This window comes from Wolinella succinogenes DSM 1740 (genome assembly GCF_000196135.1).
Lineage (GTDB): Bacteria > Campylobacterota > Campylobacteria > Campylobacterales > Helicobacteraceae > Wolinella > Wolinella succinogenes.
Genome location: NC_005090.1, coordinates 1898995 through 1916251 on the forward strand (window position 1 = coordinate 1898995; position 17257 = coordinate 1916251).

Below are 17257 nucleotides of genomic sequence, written 5' to 3' on the forward strand. Positions count from 1 at the left end.
GTCCTACTTTCTAGCCTTGGCTTCCGCCATCAACTTTGAAGACATATCATCCAACCCAAGCTCATCACGAATGAGTGTTTGGAAGATTCCCGCCACCTCTTCAGGCTTCTCCATGGCGATATTTTTCATCTTCTCTAGCAACACATCATATTTAATCTCATCTTCGCTTAAGCCACTGCCAAGCCCTAGTTGCTCCTCAACACGCCGCTTCATCTCGTTGAACTTGTTGAGTGCATCCTCATCGTCATCATCAAGCTTGATGAGTGATTCAATCTCCTCGTCCTCATCCTCGTGCACTTCGAGCATTCGCTCGGCAAAAGGCACGATGATTTTTTTGTAGAAGACAAAGAGGATAAGTCCCACAATGACATATTTGAGCATCGGCATGAAGGGGCCCATGAATTTTTCAAGCCCTTGGACAAAACGCTCCACTGGAGTTTTGGGAGCATAGCCAGCACTCTTGGCGTCAAATTCAAAGTTGCTCACGGTCGCCTCATCGCCCCTCGTCCCGCTAAAGCCCATGGCTTGACGCACTAAGCCATTGATCTTCTCCATCTCTTCATCAGAGAGAGGGATATACTCCAAGACCTCATTGCCCTGCTCATTCACGCTAGTCTTATACTTTCCATCCACCACAACAGCGGCCGAGAGTCGCTTAATCGTGGCAAATTCCCCTTTAATGCTTGAGACGGTCTTGCTGATTTCAAAATTGGTGGTGGTTTGAGACTTTTCATATTTATCTCGCACATCTTGGCTATCAAGCCCCTGCACAGGGCCGATATTGCTCACCGCACCGGGCACACCCCCAATCTCTTTGGGCTTAAATCCTTCTCTCTTCTCTTCGAGAGTCTGCTCACTGCGCACGACATTGTTAGGGTCAAAAAGCTCTTGAGTGCTCTGCTTTTGCGAAAAATCAAACTCCGCCGTCACCTTGGCGACCACTCTATCCGCTCCGCCAATAATGGGGGCTAGGATGTTGACAATCTTCTCCTCAACAGAGCGCTCAAAGTTTTGCTTGTATCGCATCTGCACCGCTGCCATCTCTTTAGAGGTGGTGAGCTCATCGCCCTCGCCTAAAGGCTCTCCATTTTCATTGACGATTCGAACATTTTCAGGCTCAAGGCGTGTGATGGCCGCGGCAACTAGATTTTTAATCCCCAAGACTTGAGCGGGGGTGAGCGCCATATTAGGGCGAAGTCGAAGCACAACCGAGGCGGTTGGAGGGGTTTCTTTGCTCACAAAAACCGAATCTTTGGGGATGGCGATATGAACAGAGGCCTTCTCAATGGGGGTGAGACTCTCGATAGTTCGGCTTAGCTCGCCTTCGGTGGCACGGACAAATTTCACCTTTTGATCAAAGTCGGTCGCCCCAAACTCCTGCTTGTCAAAAATCTCAAATCCCACTTTGCTGCTTTTGGGAATCCCGCTACTAGCAAGCTTGATTCGCTCCTCATAGACCTTCTCTTCGGGGATAAGAATCGTGTTGTCTTTGGGGAGCTTGTAGGGAATCTTGGACTGCTCCAGGTGCTGGATAATGAGCGCACCATCTTGGGGGCTCACCCCCTCAAAGAGGACGGCGTAGCCATCTAGGCTCTTGCCCTTGCCTCCGTTATAGACAATCAAGAACGAAACAAAAGCCACCACGCCGACGATCGTCCCAAGGATCACCAGCTTCTGTTTGAGGTTGAGCTTGGCGTAGAGATTTTGTATCTGATTAAAGAGTACCTTGAAGTCCACCTAGCTCTCCGTCCTTGATTGGATTGATTTCATTGAGCTTAGAATTGGTGCAGATATTCTTGCATCAACTCAAAGCAACGATCATTCTCTAAGCTCCTGCCAATCGTGATACGAATCGCATTGATTCCATAGGATTTAAGATTCCTCACGATCAATCCTCGCTCCAACAACCACTGAGAAAACTCCGAGGAATCGACTCGATTCTTCAATAGGAGTGTGATGAAGTTAGTGTAAGAGGGGATAAAATCGATTCCTTGGGCAAGCGCAAACTCCTCATAGCGCCTCATCTCCTTAAAGTTCTCCTTGATGGTCTCTTCCACATAGGCGCTCTCTTTGAGTGCCTCAATCGCCGCTTTGAGCGAGAGTGTGGTGATGTTAAAGGGGGCTCGCATCTTCATGAGGGCTTGGATAATAGAGGGCTGGGCGATTCCATAGCCGACCCTCATGCCACCCAACCCAAAGGCTTTAGAAAAGGTGCCAAGGAAGATAGAGCTAGGGAAGCGCTCGATGAGATCCTTGGGATCGATTCTTTTTTGGGAATCTTTAAACGCGGCGTACTCTTGGTAGGCTCCATCCACAATCACTAGCGTCTCATCATCAATTTTTTGTAAAAAGTCATAGACCTCTTCCCTGTCCAAACACTCACCTAGTGGATTATTAGGGAGGCAGAGGAAGAGGATTTCAGGGCGCTCTTTTTGATAGATTTCCCAAAACTCTCCAAGATGGTGCTGATCACTTGGAGTGCGAAGAATCCTCGCCCCAACCTGCCTTGAATAGACATCATACATCGCAAAGGTGGTCTTGGACATGAGCACCTTGGAGGAGGCGTTGCATTTGGCGTGAACCGCCATCTCTAGAATCTGATCACTTCCTGAGCCAATGATCACATTCTCGCTCTTCACGCCAAAGCGCCCTGCCAGCCCCTCTTTGAGCTCAAACATCGAATCATCAGGATAGCGATGGGCATTCACCGCCTCCTTCGCAATCGCCTCAATCACCTTGGGCGAAGCGCCAAAGGGATTTTCATTGGAAGCCAGTTTGATGACGTTTTGAGGTTTGATGCCATATTCGCGGACGACAAGCTCAATGGGCTTGCCCGCTTCGTAGGTTTTGATCGAATCAAGCGTGGGATTGAATTGCATGGAGTGCCCTATCAACAATGTTTTTCGGTAATCAAACATTTTAACCAATTTTTTCTAAGTTCAGGGTTTAAATTTTCAAGCCTATCTTTAACGACCCCTTGATACAATTTCCTCACGATTCAAAACTTCTTGAGCCACATTTCTAGCTCTGCCCCAAGGAACACAACCATGCAGACCATTTTTCGAGAGTATGACATTCGGGGAATCTACCCCACCGAGCTCACCCAAGAGAGCGTGAGGGCGATTGGCTTTTTGCTAGGGGAGCGCGTGAGGGCTAGGGGTGGAAAATACCTAGCCATCGGACATGACGCCAGAACCCACTCTAGAGAGCTCTTCACTTGGCTCTCTGAGGGGGTCGCAGGAGCCGATATTGAGATTCTTGATCTAGGGCTCATCCCCACTCCCGTGGCCTATTTTTCACTTTTTAACTCTTTTGAAGGAATCACGCCTGATGGCTCGGTGATGATCACAGGTTCTCACAACCCCCCTGAATATAATGGCTTTAAGATCACGCTCTTTAAAGAGCCTTTTTTTGGCGAAGCCATCACCGCTCTTGGAGAAGAGGCGCAAAAACTCATCGAAGCTAAAATCTCCTGCTCCAAACCCCCCAAAATTCACTTTGCGGACGCTTTGGGTCGCTATATCACCTACATGAAAGAGGAGTTCAAGGCGCTCTCATCCCTCTCTATTCCCCTCTCTATTGATTGTGGCAATGGGGTGGCGGGTGTGGCGTTAGAGCCTATCTTAAAGGCCTTGAACCTAGAATGCGAAGTGCTCTATGGCGAGCCTGATGGACGCTTTCCCAATCACCATCCAGACCCCTCCGATCCCCACAATCTAGAGGATTTGCAAGCGCTCCTCAAAAAGCGTGGTGGCCTTGGCTTTGCCTTTGATGGGGATGCCGACCGAATCGCAGTGCTCACCCCTAAGTACATCTTTAAAGGGGATGAGTTGGCGGTCATTTTTGCCAAACAGATGAAAAATCCCCTCGTCATTGGCGAGGTGAAGTGCTCCATGAGTATGTATGAGGAGATCAACAAAATAGGTCAGGCGGTGATGTATAAAACAGGTCACAGCAACCTCAAAGTGAAACTCAAAGAGCTAGGAGCGCATTTAGCGGCTGAAGTGAGCGGACACCTCTTTTTCAATGATCGCTACTTTGGCTACGATGACGCCATCTACGCGGCACTTCGGACGATGGAACTACTCCTTTTGGGAATCAATCTAGACTTAGAGAAAGAGTCGCTCCCCCCTCTCTTCTCCACCGAAGAGCTCAAAGTCAAAACCACCGAGGAGAAGAAATTCCCCTTGATGGAACGAATCAAAGCGCTTCTTTTAGAGAAAAAAGAGAGTCTCCCCCCCATCTTGGAGGTGATTGACGTGGATGGAATCCGAGTGATTTTTGAAGAAGGATGGGGACTTGTGCGCGCTAGTAACACCACGCCTGTGTTAGTGACCCGCTTTGAGGCCAAGAGCCAAGAGAAACTAGCCCTCTATCAAGAATCGCTTGAAGCCCTCATCCACCAAGCGCAACAAGAGCAAAATTAAAAAGGAGAATCCCATGGAGAGACTCACCCTCATCGATCCCTTGGATATGCATCTTCACCTCCGAGAGGGCGAAACCCTAAAGCGCGTCCTCCCCTACACAGCGAATCTCTTTAGCGGGGCAGTGGTGATGCCTAACCTCAAAACACCCCTCTGCACCACCCAAGAGGTGCTCTCCTACAAAAAGAGCATTGAGGAGGCTTGCCCCAAAGAGCGCTTCATCCCCTTTATGACGCTCTTTTTTCATGAGAATCTCACTTTAGAAGAGCTCACTTTAGCCCAAATAGAGGGAATTAGAATCATCAAACTCTACCCTAAGGGCTCCACCACGGGAAGCGAGGCGGGTGTGGCGCAGATTCTCACCCCTAAAACCCTCCAAATCCTAGAAACGATGCAATCTCTTGGTCTCATCCTCTCAATGCATGGCGAGAGCGGAGGGTTTGTCCTAGAGAGGGAGTTTGAGTTTTTGAGTGTCTATGAGGAGATTGCACGCACCTTTCCAAAGCTTCAAATCATCATTGAGCACATGAGCGATGCCCGCTCCTTAGAGCGAATCGAGCGTTTTAGCAATCTCTATGGCACGCTCACCCTCCACCACCTCCTCTACACACTTGATGACCTCCTAGGCCAAGCCCTCAATCCTCACCTCTTCTGCAAACCTGTCTTAAAACTCCCTAGAGATAGAGAGGCGTTGCAAAAGGCGGCATTAGGCGCCCACCCCAAAATCTCCTTTGGAAGCGATAGCGCTCCCCACCCCAAAGAGGCCAAAGAGAGCGCCAAAGGGGCAGCGGGAATCTTTAGCGCTCCCTTGCTTTTACCCCTTTTAGCCGAGCTCTTTGAGCGCCACGGGAAGCTAGAAAATCTTCAGGCTTTTGTCTCTGATAATGCCCATAGGATTTATGGAATCGCCCCCTTAGGCAAAAGGGTGACCCTTCTTCAAGAAGAATCGCTCATAGAGGAGGATTATTCGGGATTCATCCCCCCTGAGGCAGGCAAGAGAGTCCGCTGGAGAGTGGAGAGTTCGTGCTAGAAGAGCTCACTCTGGAGCGATTCTTAAGCCATCGCTCCGCCTTCTCCCTTGTTATCGATGTTCGCTCTCCTCACGAATACCTCGAATCACACCTTCCCGGTGCGCTCAATCTCCCCGTCCTAAGCGATTTGGAGCATGAGAGGGTCGGCACCCTCTATAAAGAATCGCCCTTTGAGGCGAGGATTCTTGGCGCCTCTCTCATCTGTGCCAATATTGCCTCTGCTCTCTCTTGGCTCAAAGATTCGCTTCATCCCTCCCAAAAAGTGCTCATCTACTGCGCACGCGGGGGTCAAAGAAGCCTCTCTTTAGCGCTCATCCTCTCCTCTATTGGCTATCAGATCGCAAGACTCATCGGAGGCTACAAGGGCTATCGCGCCCATGTCGCCGCCTCTTGGCAAGTCCCACGAAAAGAATCTTTTCTCACGCTCGTTGGCCCCACCGGCGGAGGGAAGAGCGAGCTCATTCAATCGCTCTCTTGGAGTCTAGATATTGAAGGATTAGCCCGCCACAAAGGCTCAAGCTTTGGAGCCATCGAGGGGGAGCAGCCCAGCACGAAGATGTTTCAAAACCTCCTCTTTGAGCGCCTTTTAGGGCTAAGAGAGGAGCCTCTCGTCGCCGTAGAGGGGGAGAGCAAGAGACTAGGGAATCTCATCCTCCCTTCCCCTCTTTATGAGCGCTACAAGAGCGCGCCCAAAGTCTTTATCGATTCTCCCCTAGAGGCTCGAATCGACCGAACCATGCAGGAGTATGCCTCTATCTCTCCTGCTTTTTTTGAAGGGGCGATGCAAAAAATTGCCCGATACATGAATAAAGAGGCTCACAAGGCAGCTTCTTTGGCATTTTGGCAAGGGGATTTGAGGCGATGCGCTGAGTTGCTTTTGGTGGAGTATTACGACAAGGTTTATAAGATGGAGCCCTGTGAGTACACGATTCTCCACACCAGCAAAGAATCAACCCTCAAAGAGCTTGAGCGAATCAAAGGGGAGATTTTATCGTCCGTGAGAGAGTAGGTCTTTGAGGCTCTCTTTGGGATTCTTGCCCTGCAAGATGGCGTTCACCTCGTGTGCGATGGGAGCGTGAATGCCCTCTCTTTGAGCAATTTGCGTGATCGCCCTAGCGGTCTTGATCCCTTCAGCCACCTCGCCAAGCTCAATTAATATCTCCTCCAAGCTCTTGCCTTGGGCGAGTCCAAGCCCCACGCGGTAGTTTCTAGAGAGGGTGGAGCCTGAAGTGAGAAAGAGATCGCCCGCGCCAGAGAGACCCAAAAAGGTCTCAATCTTTGCGCCAAAATATTGCCCAAAGCGTGCCATTTCGACCAATCCCCTCGCCACAAGCGAGGCTTTGGCGTTATAGCCTAGACCTAGACCATCGCAGATTCCCCCCGCAATGGCGATCACATTTTTGTAGGCACCGCAAACTTCGCCCCCCACGACGTCATTTTCGACATAAAGACGAATCCATGAAGGAAAAAATTGGCTCATCTCTTGGGCTAACTCTAGGTGATGAGAGTGGATCACCAAAGCACAAGGAAGCCCCTCGCGCACCTCTTTGGCAAAAGAGGGGCCCGCGAGATAGGCGAGATTCTCTCTAGGCAAAAACTCCTCTAAAATCTCGCTCACCAGCGCTCCGCTCCCCTCCTCGATTCCCTTGCAGGCCACCAAAATCTTGGTCTTTGGAGGGAGATTGGCCTCATTGAGCCACCCCCTTAGAGCACTAGAGGCAATCGCTAACACCAAAAATCGCGCCTCTAACGCCTCTTGGAGCGAGCATTGGTGGATTCCTTCGCGCCCGGAGCGGGAGACTAGCGCCACCGAAGATTTTTCTAAGAGCGCTTTATAGAGCGCGCTTCCCCACGCTCCCCCGCCAATGATGGCTACATCCATACAAGCTAACCTAGGCGGCTTTTAAGCAGGTCGTTGACCTTGGCGGGATTGACCCCTTTGGCGCTCTTCATCACCTGCCCGACAAAGAATCCAAAGAGTTTATCTTTGCCGCTTTTATACTCAGCGACCTTGTCGCCATTTTGCGCCAACACCTCATCAATCACACTCAAAATCGCTCCATCATCGCTCACCTGCTTAAGTCCCAAGCGCTCAATGATCGCATCCACCTCTCCGCCCTCCGCCACAAGCACATCGAGCACCTCTTTGGCACTCTTGCCGCTGATGGTCTCATCCTCGATTCGCTTCACCAAGCAAGCGAGTCTCTTGGCGTCCACAGGACTATTTTGCACTCCGCTCTCGCCTTTGAGGCGTCCTAGCAGCTCCACGGTGAGCCAAGTCACGGCTCCCTTAGCCGAAGCTCCCTCGCTTAACATCGTCTCAAAGAATCGAGCCATCTCCAAATCCGCCACAATCACACCCGCATCATACTCTTTGAGTCCAAAATCACGCACCAATCGTGCTCTCTTCTCATCGGGCAGCTCAGGAATCTTCTCCGCCTCTTCCATGAGCGTTGCATCAATAAAAACAGGCAAAAGATCAGGATCGGGGAAATATCGATAATCCGCGCTCTCCTCTTTGCCCCTCATGGAGCGAGTCACGCCCTTGTCCGTGTCAAAAAGTCGTGTCTCCTGCACCACCTCTTTGGCATAGACTCCCTCTTGCCATGCCTCAATCTGTCGCTCTACCTCATACTCAATCGCCTTTTGAATGAAGCGGAAACTGTTGAGATTCTTGATCTCCACGCGAGTGTAGAGCTTCTCATCACCTTTGGGGCGAATCGAGACGTTCGCGTCACATCGAAAAGAGCCCTCTTGCATATTCGCATCACTGATCTCAAGATAGCGCACGATGGAGTGGAGCTTTTTGAGATAGGCGATCGCCTCATCACTATTTCGCATATCAGGCTCGCTCACAATCTCCAAAAGAGGCGTGCAAGCGCGATTGAGATCCACTTTGGAGATTTCGCCCTCGTGGATGTTTTTCCCCGCATCCTCTTCAAGATGAGCGCGCGTGATTCCAATACGGCGCTTCTCTCCATCCACCTCGATATCAAGCCAGCCCTTGCCCACGATAGGAATCTCAAACTGCGAGATTTGATAGGCTTTGGGGAGGTCGGGGTAGAAGTAGTTTTTTCGTGCAAAAATGGAGTTTTGATTCACCTTGGCATTAACCGCCTTGGCAAAACTGACCGCCTTTTTCACCGCCTCGCCATTAAGCACGGGGAGGGCTCCGGGAAGTCCAAGACAGACAGGGCAGACATTTTTATTGGGCTCTTCGCCAAAACTAGTGGCGCAGGAGCAAAAGATTTTGGTTTTAGTGTTGAGCTGAACGTGGACTTCAAGTCCGATGACGGTTTCAAACATCGCTTTTCCTGTAAAGAGAGGGATTGTTTTAGAGCTTTTTATGGGAGAATCTTAACTTTTTTTGCCCTAAAGCAAGTTAAGAGCCTCACCCTCCCGTCTGGTAAAAGGCGCGACCAGAGGTTTTGTTGTCCTCTTCTCTCCACTCATTTTTCTCTGGCTTGTTGGTCACTGCCTGCAAGAGGGCTCGTCTGATTCCCTCTCTATCGCCTTTTTCCATTGCCTCTTTGGCGTCCACTGCGTCCTCAAAATAGAGACAAGGGATGATTTTGCCATCGCTACTGATTCTCACACGGTTGCAACTCTCGCAAAAGTCGTCATTATGGGGTGCAATGATTCCAAATTTTCCTCCACCCTCTAGCTCATAGAGCGTGGCCGGTCCAAAAAACTCTTTCTCGATCTTTTTGTAGGAGAATCGCTCCGCCACGCGCTCTAGTATCTCTTTTTGGCGCAAGCCAGTCGCCCCCTCTTTGGCATGACTATTTTCCATGAATTCAATGAAACGAATGGTCACTTTTTTACTTTGAGCAAAGGCGATAAGGTCGGGAATCTCATCCTCATTGACCCCTTTGAGCGGCACCATATTGAGCTTGACAATGAGCCCCACACTAAGGGCAAGGTCGATTCCCTCTAGGATTTGAGGAAGAACATTTTTTTTCGAGATGAGCGCAACCCGTTCAGGCTTAAGAGAATCAAGCGATACATTGATACGCTTCAAGCCCGCTTCTTTGAGACTTTTGGCGAAATGGCGCAGATAGAAGCCATTGGTAGTGAGCGCGATATCAATCTCAGGATTGTAGAGGTAGATTTGGGCGATAAACCAATCTAAATCCTTGCGGATCATCGGTTCGCCTCCTGTGATACGAATCTTTTTCACCCCTTCATCAATTGCCACTTTCACGAGCTCCAAAAGCTGAGCCAAAGGAATATCCTCCTCTGCATCAAAAAAATCTTCTGGTGTGTCGGGCATGCAGTACTGACAGCGGAAATTGCATCGATTGGTTACAGAGATTCGGATGTAATCCACTGTGCGTCCAAAACTATCGATAAGCATTTTACTCCCTATTTTGTTGAGTTTCAGGACTCTTTTTGGCCTAATAATATCCAAAACGAAGCTAAAAAATAGATATAATTCGAGCGTTAAAAACTGCACATGAGAAGGACAATGAACCCGATCCAAAAATTCTCCACCCCTTGCGTCATTCTAGCGGGCGGCAAAAGCAGCCGTATGGGAAAAAATAAGGCGCTTCTCCCCTTTGGGGGCTGCTCTAGTTTGGCTGAGTACCAGTATCGCCGTCTTCAAGAGATCTTTGAGAGCGTCTACATCTCAACCAAAGATTCCTCTATTTTTGAGTTTGAGGCCGAATTTATCGAGGATGACTCAGAAACCTCCGCCCCTGGAGTGGCAATCAACACGCTCTTTAATGAGCTCTATGCTCACGAGATATTCCTCATCACCGTGGACGCTCCTTTTGTGAGCTTTAAAACCATTGGAGAGATTTTAGAGAGAGGCAAAGAGGGTCATGAGGCGATTTTAGCCAAAACTCCTGCCAAAAAACACTATCTCATTGGCCTCTACAAAGAGTCGATTCTCCCTAGGCTTGAGGAGCTTTTGGAGGAAAAAAACTACAAGCTCTCTGCTCTAGTGGAGAGTAGCGAGACGCTTTTTGTCGATTTTTTAGATGAAGAGGAGTTCTCCAACCTCAACACCAAAGAGGAGTATCAAGCCGCTTTAGCCAAACTTCCCTCAAGGGTCAAGTAGAAACTCCAAAAAAGCCTCAGGGAGCTGGTAGCCAAGCCTCTCCCCCAGCAGCTCGCCTGCGGGAGAAAAGTAGAAGAAACTAGGAACAAACCTCGTCTCAATCGCCTCAGCGAGTCTCTCTTCGTCACGATTCACTTCAAGCCAAATTTTCCCCTCTAGCGCCTTTTGTATCGAAGGTCGAGAAAGAACCTGCTTGTGAGTGCGAATGCAATAGGGGCACGCTCTAGAGCTCACCATCACCACCAAAGGCTTGTTTTGTGCTTTAGCCATCGCCAAAGAATCTTCAAAAGCCCCACCCCATAGAGCGCTCCCTAGCCAAAACAGCCCGATAAAAAGCCCCACTTTCAGTGCCCTCATCCGCTCTCCTTTGGGTTTTTTAAGATAGAATCTTAACCAAAAAACGGCAGGAATCATGGCGGACGAAGAAGAGAAGACCGAAGAACCTAGTGGGAAAAAGATCGAGAAAGCCCGCGAGGATGGCAATGTCCCCAAAAGCCCTGAAGTGGTGGTCTTTTTTGGCCTTTTAGTAGGACTAATCCTCATCTATGTGCTCTTCACCTATTGGGTGGATGGCACAGGCAGGGTCTTTCATCAGGTCACCCCCTATTTTCATGAGGAGATAGGCCGAAAAGATGCCATCTCTCTTGCGATCTCTATCGCTTTAGAATATTTTTTACTCGTGATTCCCCTCTTTATCGCTCTGATGATCATTGGAGTGGCGGGCAATGTGAGCCAGTTTGGATTCCTTCTTAGCTCCAAAGCGATCGAGCCCAAATTCTCCAAACTCAACCCCATTACGGGGCTCAAAAATCTTTTTTCGCTGAAAAAACTACTCGATGGCACACTCCTCACCGTCAAGGTGCTCACAGCCTTTGGGATTGGCTTTTGGGTCTTTCTCTCCTTTATTGGGGAGCTCACCACCGTCTCGCTCTTCCCTCTCTTTGATCAGATGCGGTGGTTTAAGGATAAAGCGCTCATTCTAGCGGCGATTCTCCTGCTCTTCTTTTTTGTGATGGCCTCCATCGACTTTGCCATTAAGCGTTATCAATACTTCAAAAGCCTCCGCATGACCAAGCAGGAGGTGAAGGATGAGTACAAACAGATGGAGGGGAATCCTGAAATCAAGCGCAAGATTCGCCAGCTCATGATGCAAGCGGCAATGAAGCGCATGATGCAGCAGCTCCCTACCGCTGATGTGGTCATCACCAACCCCACCCACTACGCCGTGGCACTCCGCTACAACACCCAAAAAGAGCGCGCTCCAAGGGTTATCGCCAAAGGGGTGGACTTCATGGCGATTCGAATCAAAGAGATTGCCAGAGAGCATGAGATACAGATCGTGGAGAACAAAACTCTCGCCAGAGAACTCTACAAAAACGCCGATGTGGACAAGGAGATTCCTGAGACACTCTTTCAAGCCGTCGCTGAAGTGCTCGCCTATGTTTATAAACTCAACAAGAAGAAAAACTAGCCCCTAATCCTTGGCTAAAGGAGGTTGGGGTACAATCCCAAAACAGTTTTAACGGGGGATTTCTTTGGATTACGCTCAAGTTTGGGAGAGGATTCTATCCTTCAAAAAGATCGTTATCATCACTCACCAAAAGCCCGATGGGGATGCCATTGGCAGTGCCCTCGCGATGCATCATCGTCTCACTCGATTAGGCAAAAAGAGCTATCTTTTCAATCTTGATGCTTCGAGGATTCCTCTAGAGCTTCGATTTTTAAGAGAATCGCAGAATTTCAGCGACAAGGTGCCCGCCAATGCCGATGCGTGGATTTTCCTTGATTGCGCCAATCCAGCGCGCACGGGTGCACCTTGGGAAGAGGAGCGTCCATGGGTGCTCAACATTGATCACCACGAGAGCAACTCACGCTTTGGGGATGTCAATATTGTCGATTCTTCCAAGGTCGCCACAGGCGTCGTCCTTGCCTCTTTTTTAAAGGCTCAAGATAGGCTCAATAAGCCCGAATCTGAGGCCATCTACGCCGCTATTTTGACCGATTCAAACTTCTTCAAAAACGATCGAATCGATGCGGAGCTCTTCAGGCTCTGTGGCGACTTGATGGAATCAGGCGTTGAGCCTGCCAAGATCAATGACTCGCTCACACGCTCAGAGCCCCTAGCCAAAATCCGCTTGCTAGAGCGAATCCTCTCGCGCCTTGCGCTTCACCATGACGCGACACTTGCCTCTAGCTACCTGCTAGAGGAGGATTTCCAAAGTTTAGGCGGAGGCGTTCACATGCTAGAGGGAATGGCTGACTACCCCCTCTCCCTCTCCACGGTTCGCATGGGCATTTTTGCCTACGAGATTGCCCCCAAGCGCTTCAAAGTCTCACTAAGAAGCCAAGCTCCCCACCCTTGCAACGACATTGCCGCCAAGCTTGGCGGGGGCGGACACCCCTATGCCGCAGGCTATATCTCCTCTCACTCCACCCTAGAAAAGACCCTGCAAGAGGCGCTTGACCTCTGCAAAGAAAGGCTATCATGAACTCATCTTCTAAATTCTCCTCATTTCTCTATCTCCTCTTTTTTGGAGCGCTGATTTTAGGAGCTTTTCTCCTCTACAACTCTAAGGCATTCGAGCAAAATCCTCCTGTAATCGATTCCCCTAGTGAGCTCTTTTGGAATCTTAAAGATCCCCTCAAGATTCGCATCGTGGATGACAGCGGCTTGAGAAACTATCGAATCTACCTCCTCAAAGATGGCACCAAGACGCTTCTAGAGAATATGACACTAGAAAAACACCTTCCTGAGGTCTCTTTTGAGCTTCATCCCCCCAAGAATGTGATGTTCAATCGCGAACGACTTTTGGAGTTTGAGATCGAAGCCACCGATTCAAGCAATTGGAGCTTCTTCGCAGGCAACACCGCCAAGAAAAAGATCACCGCCGTGATTGACACCAAACGCCCTATGCTTCAGCTTGTGGCCCACTCCTACAAGATCACCAAAGGAGGAACGGCGCTCGTGGTTTTCAAGGCCGAGGATGAGTTCCTTGATAGAGTGGAAGTCTCTAATGGCTCAGAGAGTTTCAAGCCTCAGCCTTTCTATAAAAAGGGCTACTACGCCTCGCTCATCACTTGGCCTATCACCAATAACGACTTCAACGCCAAAATCACAGCGATAGACATGGCGGGCAACATGGCCATCACCAATGTGAATCTCTTTAAGGTTCAAAAAAACTATCGCCAATCCAATCTCCAGCTCAAAGATGACTTCATTGATGGCAAGATCTCCTCTCTTATTGAGGAGATTGGGGAGCGTCCTTTGGTCTCTTTTAAGAGCAAGGTGGAGATGTTCAAATACATCAACGAAGAGATTCGCCTAAGCAATGAGAGCGTCATCTCCAAGGTGGGTCAGGCCAATCTAGCCATCTTGCCTGCACATGAATTCTCCCTCATCCCCTTCTATCCTCTGCGCAATGGCGCGGCAGTGGCGAGCTTTGGCGATCATCGAATCTTTAACTACGCAGGGCAGTTTGCCAGCGAGTCCTACCATATGGGACTTGACCTTGCTAGCGTCCAAAACGCCCCTATCGTCTCCACCAATGCTGGACGAATCGTCTTCACTGGATTTTTGGGAATCTATGGCAATGTGGTCATGGTGGATCATGGGCTAGGGCTTATGACTCTCTATGCGCATATGTCAGAGATTCATGTCCAAAAAGGGGATACGATTGCCCAAAATAGCGTTATTGGTAAAACGGGCATGACGGGGCTTGCCCTAGGAGATCACCTCCATTTTGGGATCATCGTCCAAGGCCAAGAGGTGAGCTGCGTGGAGTGGATGGATGCCAAGTGGATTAAAGAGAGCATCACCGATGTGATCAAGAGCGCTAGAACCCTCATCGATTCCCAAGGCAACTAACATGGTGCAGGCCAAACAGAAAAACCTTCGCGTTTTTGAATTTGAGGAGACCCCCAAAGAGGATCTCATCTCCTACATCCAAAAAAATGCCGTGCTCCTTAGGGGCTTCATGCTCATTTTCAAAGGTGCTCTAGATGAAGAGGTGAGAGCTTTTTTGCAAAGCGAGGGACTCAATTTTCTCGATTCTTCGATACAATTGCCCCTAAAGAGCCGAGAATCTTCAGGGGAGATTCCCTCCAAAAATATCACAACTCCCACTCTCTCCCCCGCTCCCCTAGAAGAATCGGGCTCCAAAGAGCACTCCCGCTCTTCCACGCTCTGTCTCCGCCGAACCATCCGCAGTGGCGAGGAGATCGTCGCTTCTGGCGATGTCACCATTTTTGGTCGCATCAACAGCGGGGCGATTATCCGAGCTGAGGGAAATGTCCAAGTCTTTGGCGAGATTCATGGGGCGATTGAGTGCGAGGGCGAATATATGATTTTAGGGAAGATCGGCCAAGGAAGCGTGCTCTTTGGAGGTGAGATTCTTGATCCATCCCTGTTTCATGGATCGCTCAAGCAGGTTTTCTTGGAAGAGGGGCGAGTGAGTATCAAGGAGATTGTATGAAACAAAAGACCATCGGCAAAGCGGTGGAGATCGTCGGCATCGGTCTTCACAAGGGTGTCCCTGTCCATCTTGTCCTAGAGCCCCTTCCCGAAAATAGCGGTTTGGTCTTTTTTAGGCGCGACCTTGGAGTGAGCATCCCTCTTGAGCCCAAAAATGTGATCGACACCACCATGGCCACAGTCATTGGCAAAGAGGGCGCCAAAATCTCTACGATTGAGCACCTCCTCTCCGCCATCTATGCCTATGGTATCGACAATCTCAAAATCTCTTTAGACAATGAAGAGGCGCCCATCATGGATGGAAGCAGCATCGGCTTTTGTATGCTTTTGGATGAGGCGGGAATCGTGAGCCAAAACGCCCCCAAGCGCGCCATCAAGATCAAAAGCCCCATCGAAGTCAAAGATGGAGAGAAATTTGTTCGAGTCGAGCCCAGTGAGGTGAGTCTCTTTGATTTCTCCATCGAGTTTGACCATCCTGCCATCCGCGAGCAATCCTATCGCTTCACTTTCTCCACCAAGGCCTACAAAGAGGAGATCGCTAGAGCACGCACCTTTGGTTTTGTCCATGAGGTGCAATACCTCCGAAGCAAAGGCTTAGCCCTTGGAGGCTCACTGGCGAACGCCATCGTGCTGGATGAGACGGGAATCCTCAACAAAGAGGGGTTGCGCTACAAAGAAGAGTTTGTGCGCCACAAGATTCTAGATGCCATCGGAGACATGGCGCTTCTTGGGATTCCCCTCATTGGCACCTATGTCTCTTACGCGGGTAGCCACAAGCTCAATCATCTCCTCACCAAAGAGCTTCTCAAAGAGGAGGAATCCTATGAGATCGTCTCCCTAGAGGATGAGGCAGAAGCTATAGAGATCGAAAAGGTGTACGCTACGGGTGAATGAGCTCCTCCTCTTCTCTGTCGATTCTCCCTTGCAAGCGGGAATTTACCAAGAGAAAAAATTGATCCAAACCTTTGAGCGCCAAGGAAGAGTGGGCGAAGAGCTCTATCCTCTTTTGGAGGAGATTTTGGAGCATTATGAGCTTAGCGCCCTCTACCATCTCCAAGGTCCTGGAAGCTTCACGGCCATTAAGCTCACCCATCTCTTTTTAAGAACCCTCTCCATCGCGCTCAAAATTCCCCTCTATGGCACAGACAGTTTTGCCTTTAATGGGGGGGCGCCCATCAAAGCCTATGGCGATTCCTACTTTATCAAAGAGGATGGAGAAATCAAGGTTATCCGTCTCCCCCCCCCTCCCCCTTTAACCCCATGGAAGCTCCCCTTGGTTTTAGAGGATTCGCTCTTTTCTTTAGCGCCTGAGCCGCTTTATGTTTTACCCCCACTTTAGAGTATAATAGCGCCTCTAAATCGAAATCAAGGAAGATGTGTGACCATTAGCGTGCCAGCCACCAGCGCCAATCTAGGCCCAGGGTTTGACACTCTTGGGCTAGCTTTGGAGCTCAAGAATCGATTCTCCATTAAGCCCTCCAGTCTCTCTAGTATTCAGATTAGAGGAGAGGGCTCAAAGAATCCAAAGCTCCGCGTGGACAACATCTTCGTGCGTATTTTCCAAGAGACTTTCGCCAAACTCACCGAGGAGCGCACCAATTTCCGCTTTCAATTTCACAACCAAATCCCCATCTCTAGAGGCCTAGGGAGTAGCTCTGCGGTCATTATCGGCGCCATCAGCGCTGCATTTATGATGGCTCAAAAAAAGGCCACTCCAGAGGAGATTCTCTCTCTAGCTCTAGCCTATGAGAGCCACCCTGATAACATCACGCCTGCCTGTGTGGGTGGCTTCACTGTCGCGACCACGCGTGAAAATTCGGTCTTTTATATCCAAAAGCCTCTTCCTGATTCCATCAAAGCAGTCGTGGTGATTCCCCATCGCCCCACCTCCACCTCCTACTCGCGCCAAACCCTTCCTAAGCGCTACTCGATGCGCGATTCGGTCTTCAATTTAAGCCGTAGCTCGCTTCTAACGGCTGCCTTTTTTAGCGAGCGATGGGATCTATTGAGAGAGGCGAGCCGAGATCGATTCCATCAAGAGATCCGCATGAAGCAATTCCCCGCCCTTTTTGAGGTTCAACACACCGCGCTCAAAGAGGGAGCGCTCATGAGCACGCTCTCAGGAAGTGGCTCCTCATTTTTCAATCTCTGCCTCAAAGAGGACGCCCCAAGCCTCGCCCAAAAGCTCCAAGATCGCTTCCCCAAGTTCAGAGTTTTGGAGCTAAAATTCGACAACAAGGGCGTTGTGAGGGATGATTGATTTAAG

At 49.7% G+C, this 17257-nt stretch carries 17 protein-coding genes; 11 read left to right on the forward strand and 6 right to left on the reverse strand.

Annotation, left to right across the window (positions count from 1 at the left end):
- Nucleotides 1–3: 3 nt before the first annotated feature.
- Together fliF and hisC are read right to left on the reverse strand one after the other, a co-directional pair.
- On the reverse strand, nt 4–1737 hold the full coding sequence (gene fliF, locus WS_RS09400; RefSeq protein ID WP_011139783.1) for a flagellar basal-body MS-ring/collar protein FliF: 1734 nt from the start codon (nt 1735–1737) through the stop codon (nt 4–6).
- Nucleotides 1738–1775: 38 nt separating this feature from the next.
- A complete protein-coding gene (gene hisC, locus WS_RS09405) occupies nt 1776–2879 on the reverse strand; it encodes a histidinol-phosphate transaminase (protein WP_011139784.1) in 1104 nt (367 codons plus the stop codon).
- Between the two features lie 168 nt (nt 2880–3047).
- Between hisC and WS_RS09410 the strand changes: the two genes are divergently transcribed.
- From WS_RS09410 to mnmH, 3 genes are read left to right on the forward strand one after another with little or no spacing between them, the layout of a single operon-like run.
- Complete coding sequence (locus WS_RS09410; protein WP_011139785.1) at nt 3048–4427, forward strand: phosphomannomutase/phosphoglucomutase; 1380 nt, start codon at nt 3048–3050, stop codon at nt 4425–4427.
- A 13-nt stretch (nt 4428–4440) separates the two neighbouring features.
- Nucleotides 4441–5454, forward strand: coding sequence for a dihydroorotase (gene pyrC / locus WS_RS09415; protein ID WP_011139786.1), 1014 nt, complete (start codon nt 4441–4443; stop codon nt 5452–5454).
- Nucleotides 5448–6464 carry a tRNA 2-selenouridine(34) synthase MnmH gene (gene mnmH, locus WS_RS09420; RefSeq protein WP_011139787.1) on the forward strand — a complete coding sequence of 339 codons (1017 nt, stop codon included), beginning with the start codon at nt 5448–5450 and terminating at the stop codon, nt 6462–6464. Before pyrC ends, mnmH begins: the two co-directional genes overlap by 7 nt.
- Here mnmH and WS_RS09425 read toward each other — a convergent pair.
- The 3 genes from WS_RS09425 to moaA form a co-directional block, all read right to left on the reverse strand.
- Nucleotides 6444–7337: an NAD(P)H-dependent glycerol-3-phosphate dehydrogenase gene (locus tag WS_RS09425; protein WP_011139788.1), complete on the reverse strand. Its 894-nt coding sequence runs from the start codon at nt 7335–7337 to the stop codon at nt 6444–6446. The two genes, mnmH and WS_RS09425, sit on opposite strands and share 21 nt — an antisense overlap.
- A gap of 5 nt (nt 7338–7342) precedes the next feature.
- Nucleotides 7343–8761 carry an Asp-tRNA(Asn)/Glu-tRNA(Gln) amidotransferase subunit GatB gene (gene gatB, locus WS_RS09430; RefSeq protein WP_011139789.1) on the reverse strand — a complete coding sequence of 473 codons (1419 nt, stop codon included), beginning with the start codon at nt 8759–8761 and terminating at the stop codon, nt 7343–7345.
- Nucleotides 8762–8846: 85 nt separating this feature from the next.
- Nucleotides 8847–9812 carry a GTP 3',8-cyclase MoaA gene (moaA, locus tag WS_RS09435; RefSeq protein ID WP_011139790.1) on the reverse strand — a complete coding sequence of 322 codons (966 nt, stop codon included), beginning with the start codon at nt 9810–9812 and terminating at the stop codon, nt 8847–8849.
- Between the two features lie 111 nt (nt 9813–9923).
- Here moaA and mobA point away from each other — a divergent pair, with 111 nt between their 5' ends.
- On the forward strand, nt 9924–10520 hold the full coding sequence (gene mobA / locus WS_RS09440) for a molybdenum cofactor guanylyltransferase MobA (protein ID WP_011139791.1): 597 nt from the start codon (nt 9924–9926) through the stop codon (nt 10518–10520).
- Here mobA and WS_RS09445 read toward each other — a convergent pair.
- Nucleotides 10506–10877 (reverse strand): thioredoxin family protein, encoded by a 372-nt coding sequence (locus tag WS_RS09445; protein WP_041571910.1) that lies wholly within the window; start codon nt 10875–10877, stop codon nt 10506–10508. The two genes, mobA and WS_RS09445, sit on opposite strands and share 15 nt — an antisense overlap.
- 55 nt (nt 10878–10932) lie before the next feature.
- Between WS_RS09445 and flhB the strand changes: the two genes are divergently transcribed.
- From flhB to thrB, 7 genes are all read left to right on the forward strand, one after another.
- On the forward strand, nt 10933–11991 hold the full coding sequence (flhB, locus tag WS_RS09450; RefSeq protein WP_011139793.1) for a flagellar biosynthesis protein FlhB: 1059 nt from the start codon (nt 10933–10935) through the stop codon (nt 11989–11991).
- 64 nt (nt 11992–12055) lie between these two features.
- Complete coding sequence (locus WS_RS09455; protein ID WP_011139794.1) at nt 12056–13009, forward strand: DHH family phosphoesterase; 954 nt, start codon at nt 12056–12058, stop codon at nt 13007–13009.
- A complete protein-coding gene (locus tag WS_RS09460) occupies nt 13006–14385 on the forward strand; it encodes a M23 family metallopeptidase (protein ID WP_011139795.1) in 1380 nt (459 codons plus the stop codon). Before WS_RS09455 ends, WS_RS09460 begins: the two co-directional genes overlap by 4 nt.
- A 1-nt stretch (nt 14386) precedes the next feature.
- The gene (gene minC / locus WS_RS09465) at nt 14387–14992 is read left to right on the forward strand and encodes a septum site-determining protein MinC (RefSeq protein ID WP_011139796.1); all 606 of its coding nucleotides are present in this window, start codon (nt 14387–14389) and stop codon (nt 14990–14992) included.
- Entirely contained in the window at nt 14989–15885 is an 897-nt protein-coding gene (lpxC, locus tag WS_RS09470; RefSeq protein ID WP_011139797.1) for a UDP-3-O-acyl-N-acetylglucosamine deacetylase, read from the forward strand. The genes minC and lpxC overlap by 4 nt, the downstream gene beginning before the upstream one ends.
- Nucleotides 15878–16330, forward strand: coding sequence for a hypothetical protein (locus WS_RS09475; protein ID WP_041571911.1), 453 nt, complete (start codon nt 15878–15880; stop codon nt 16328–16330). Before lpxC ends, WS_RS09475 begins: the two co-directional genes overlap by 8 nt.
- A gap of 39 nt (nt 16331–16369) precedes the next feature.
- A complete protein-coding gene (thrB, locus tag WS_RS09480; RefSeq protein WP_011139799.1) occupies nt 16370–17251 on the forward strand; it encodes a homoserine kinase in 882 nt (293 codons plus the stop codon).
- Nucleotides 17252–17257 lie beyond the last annotated feature (6 nt).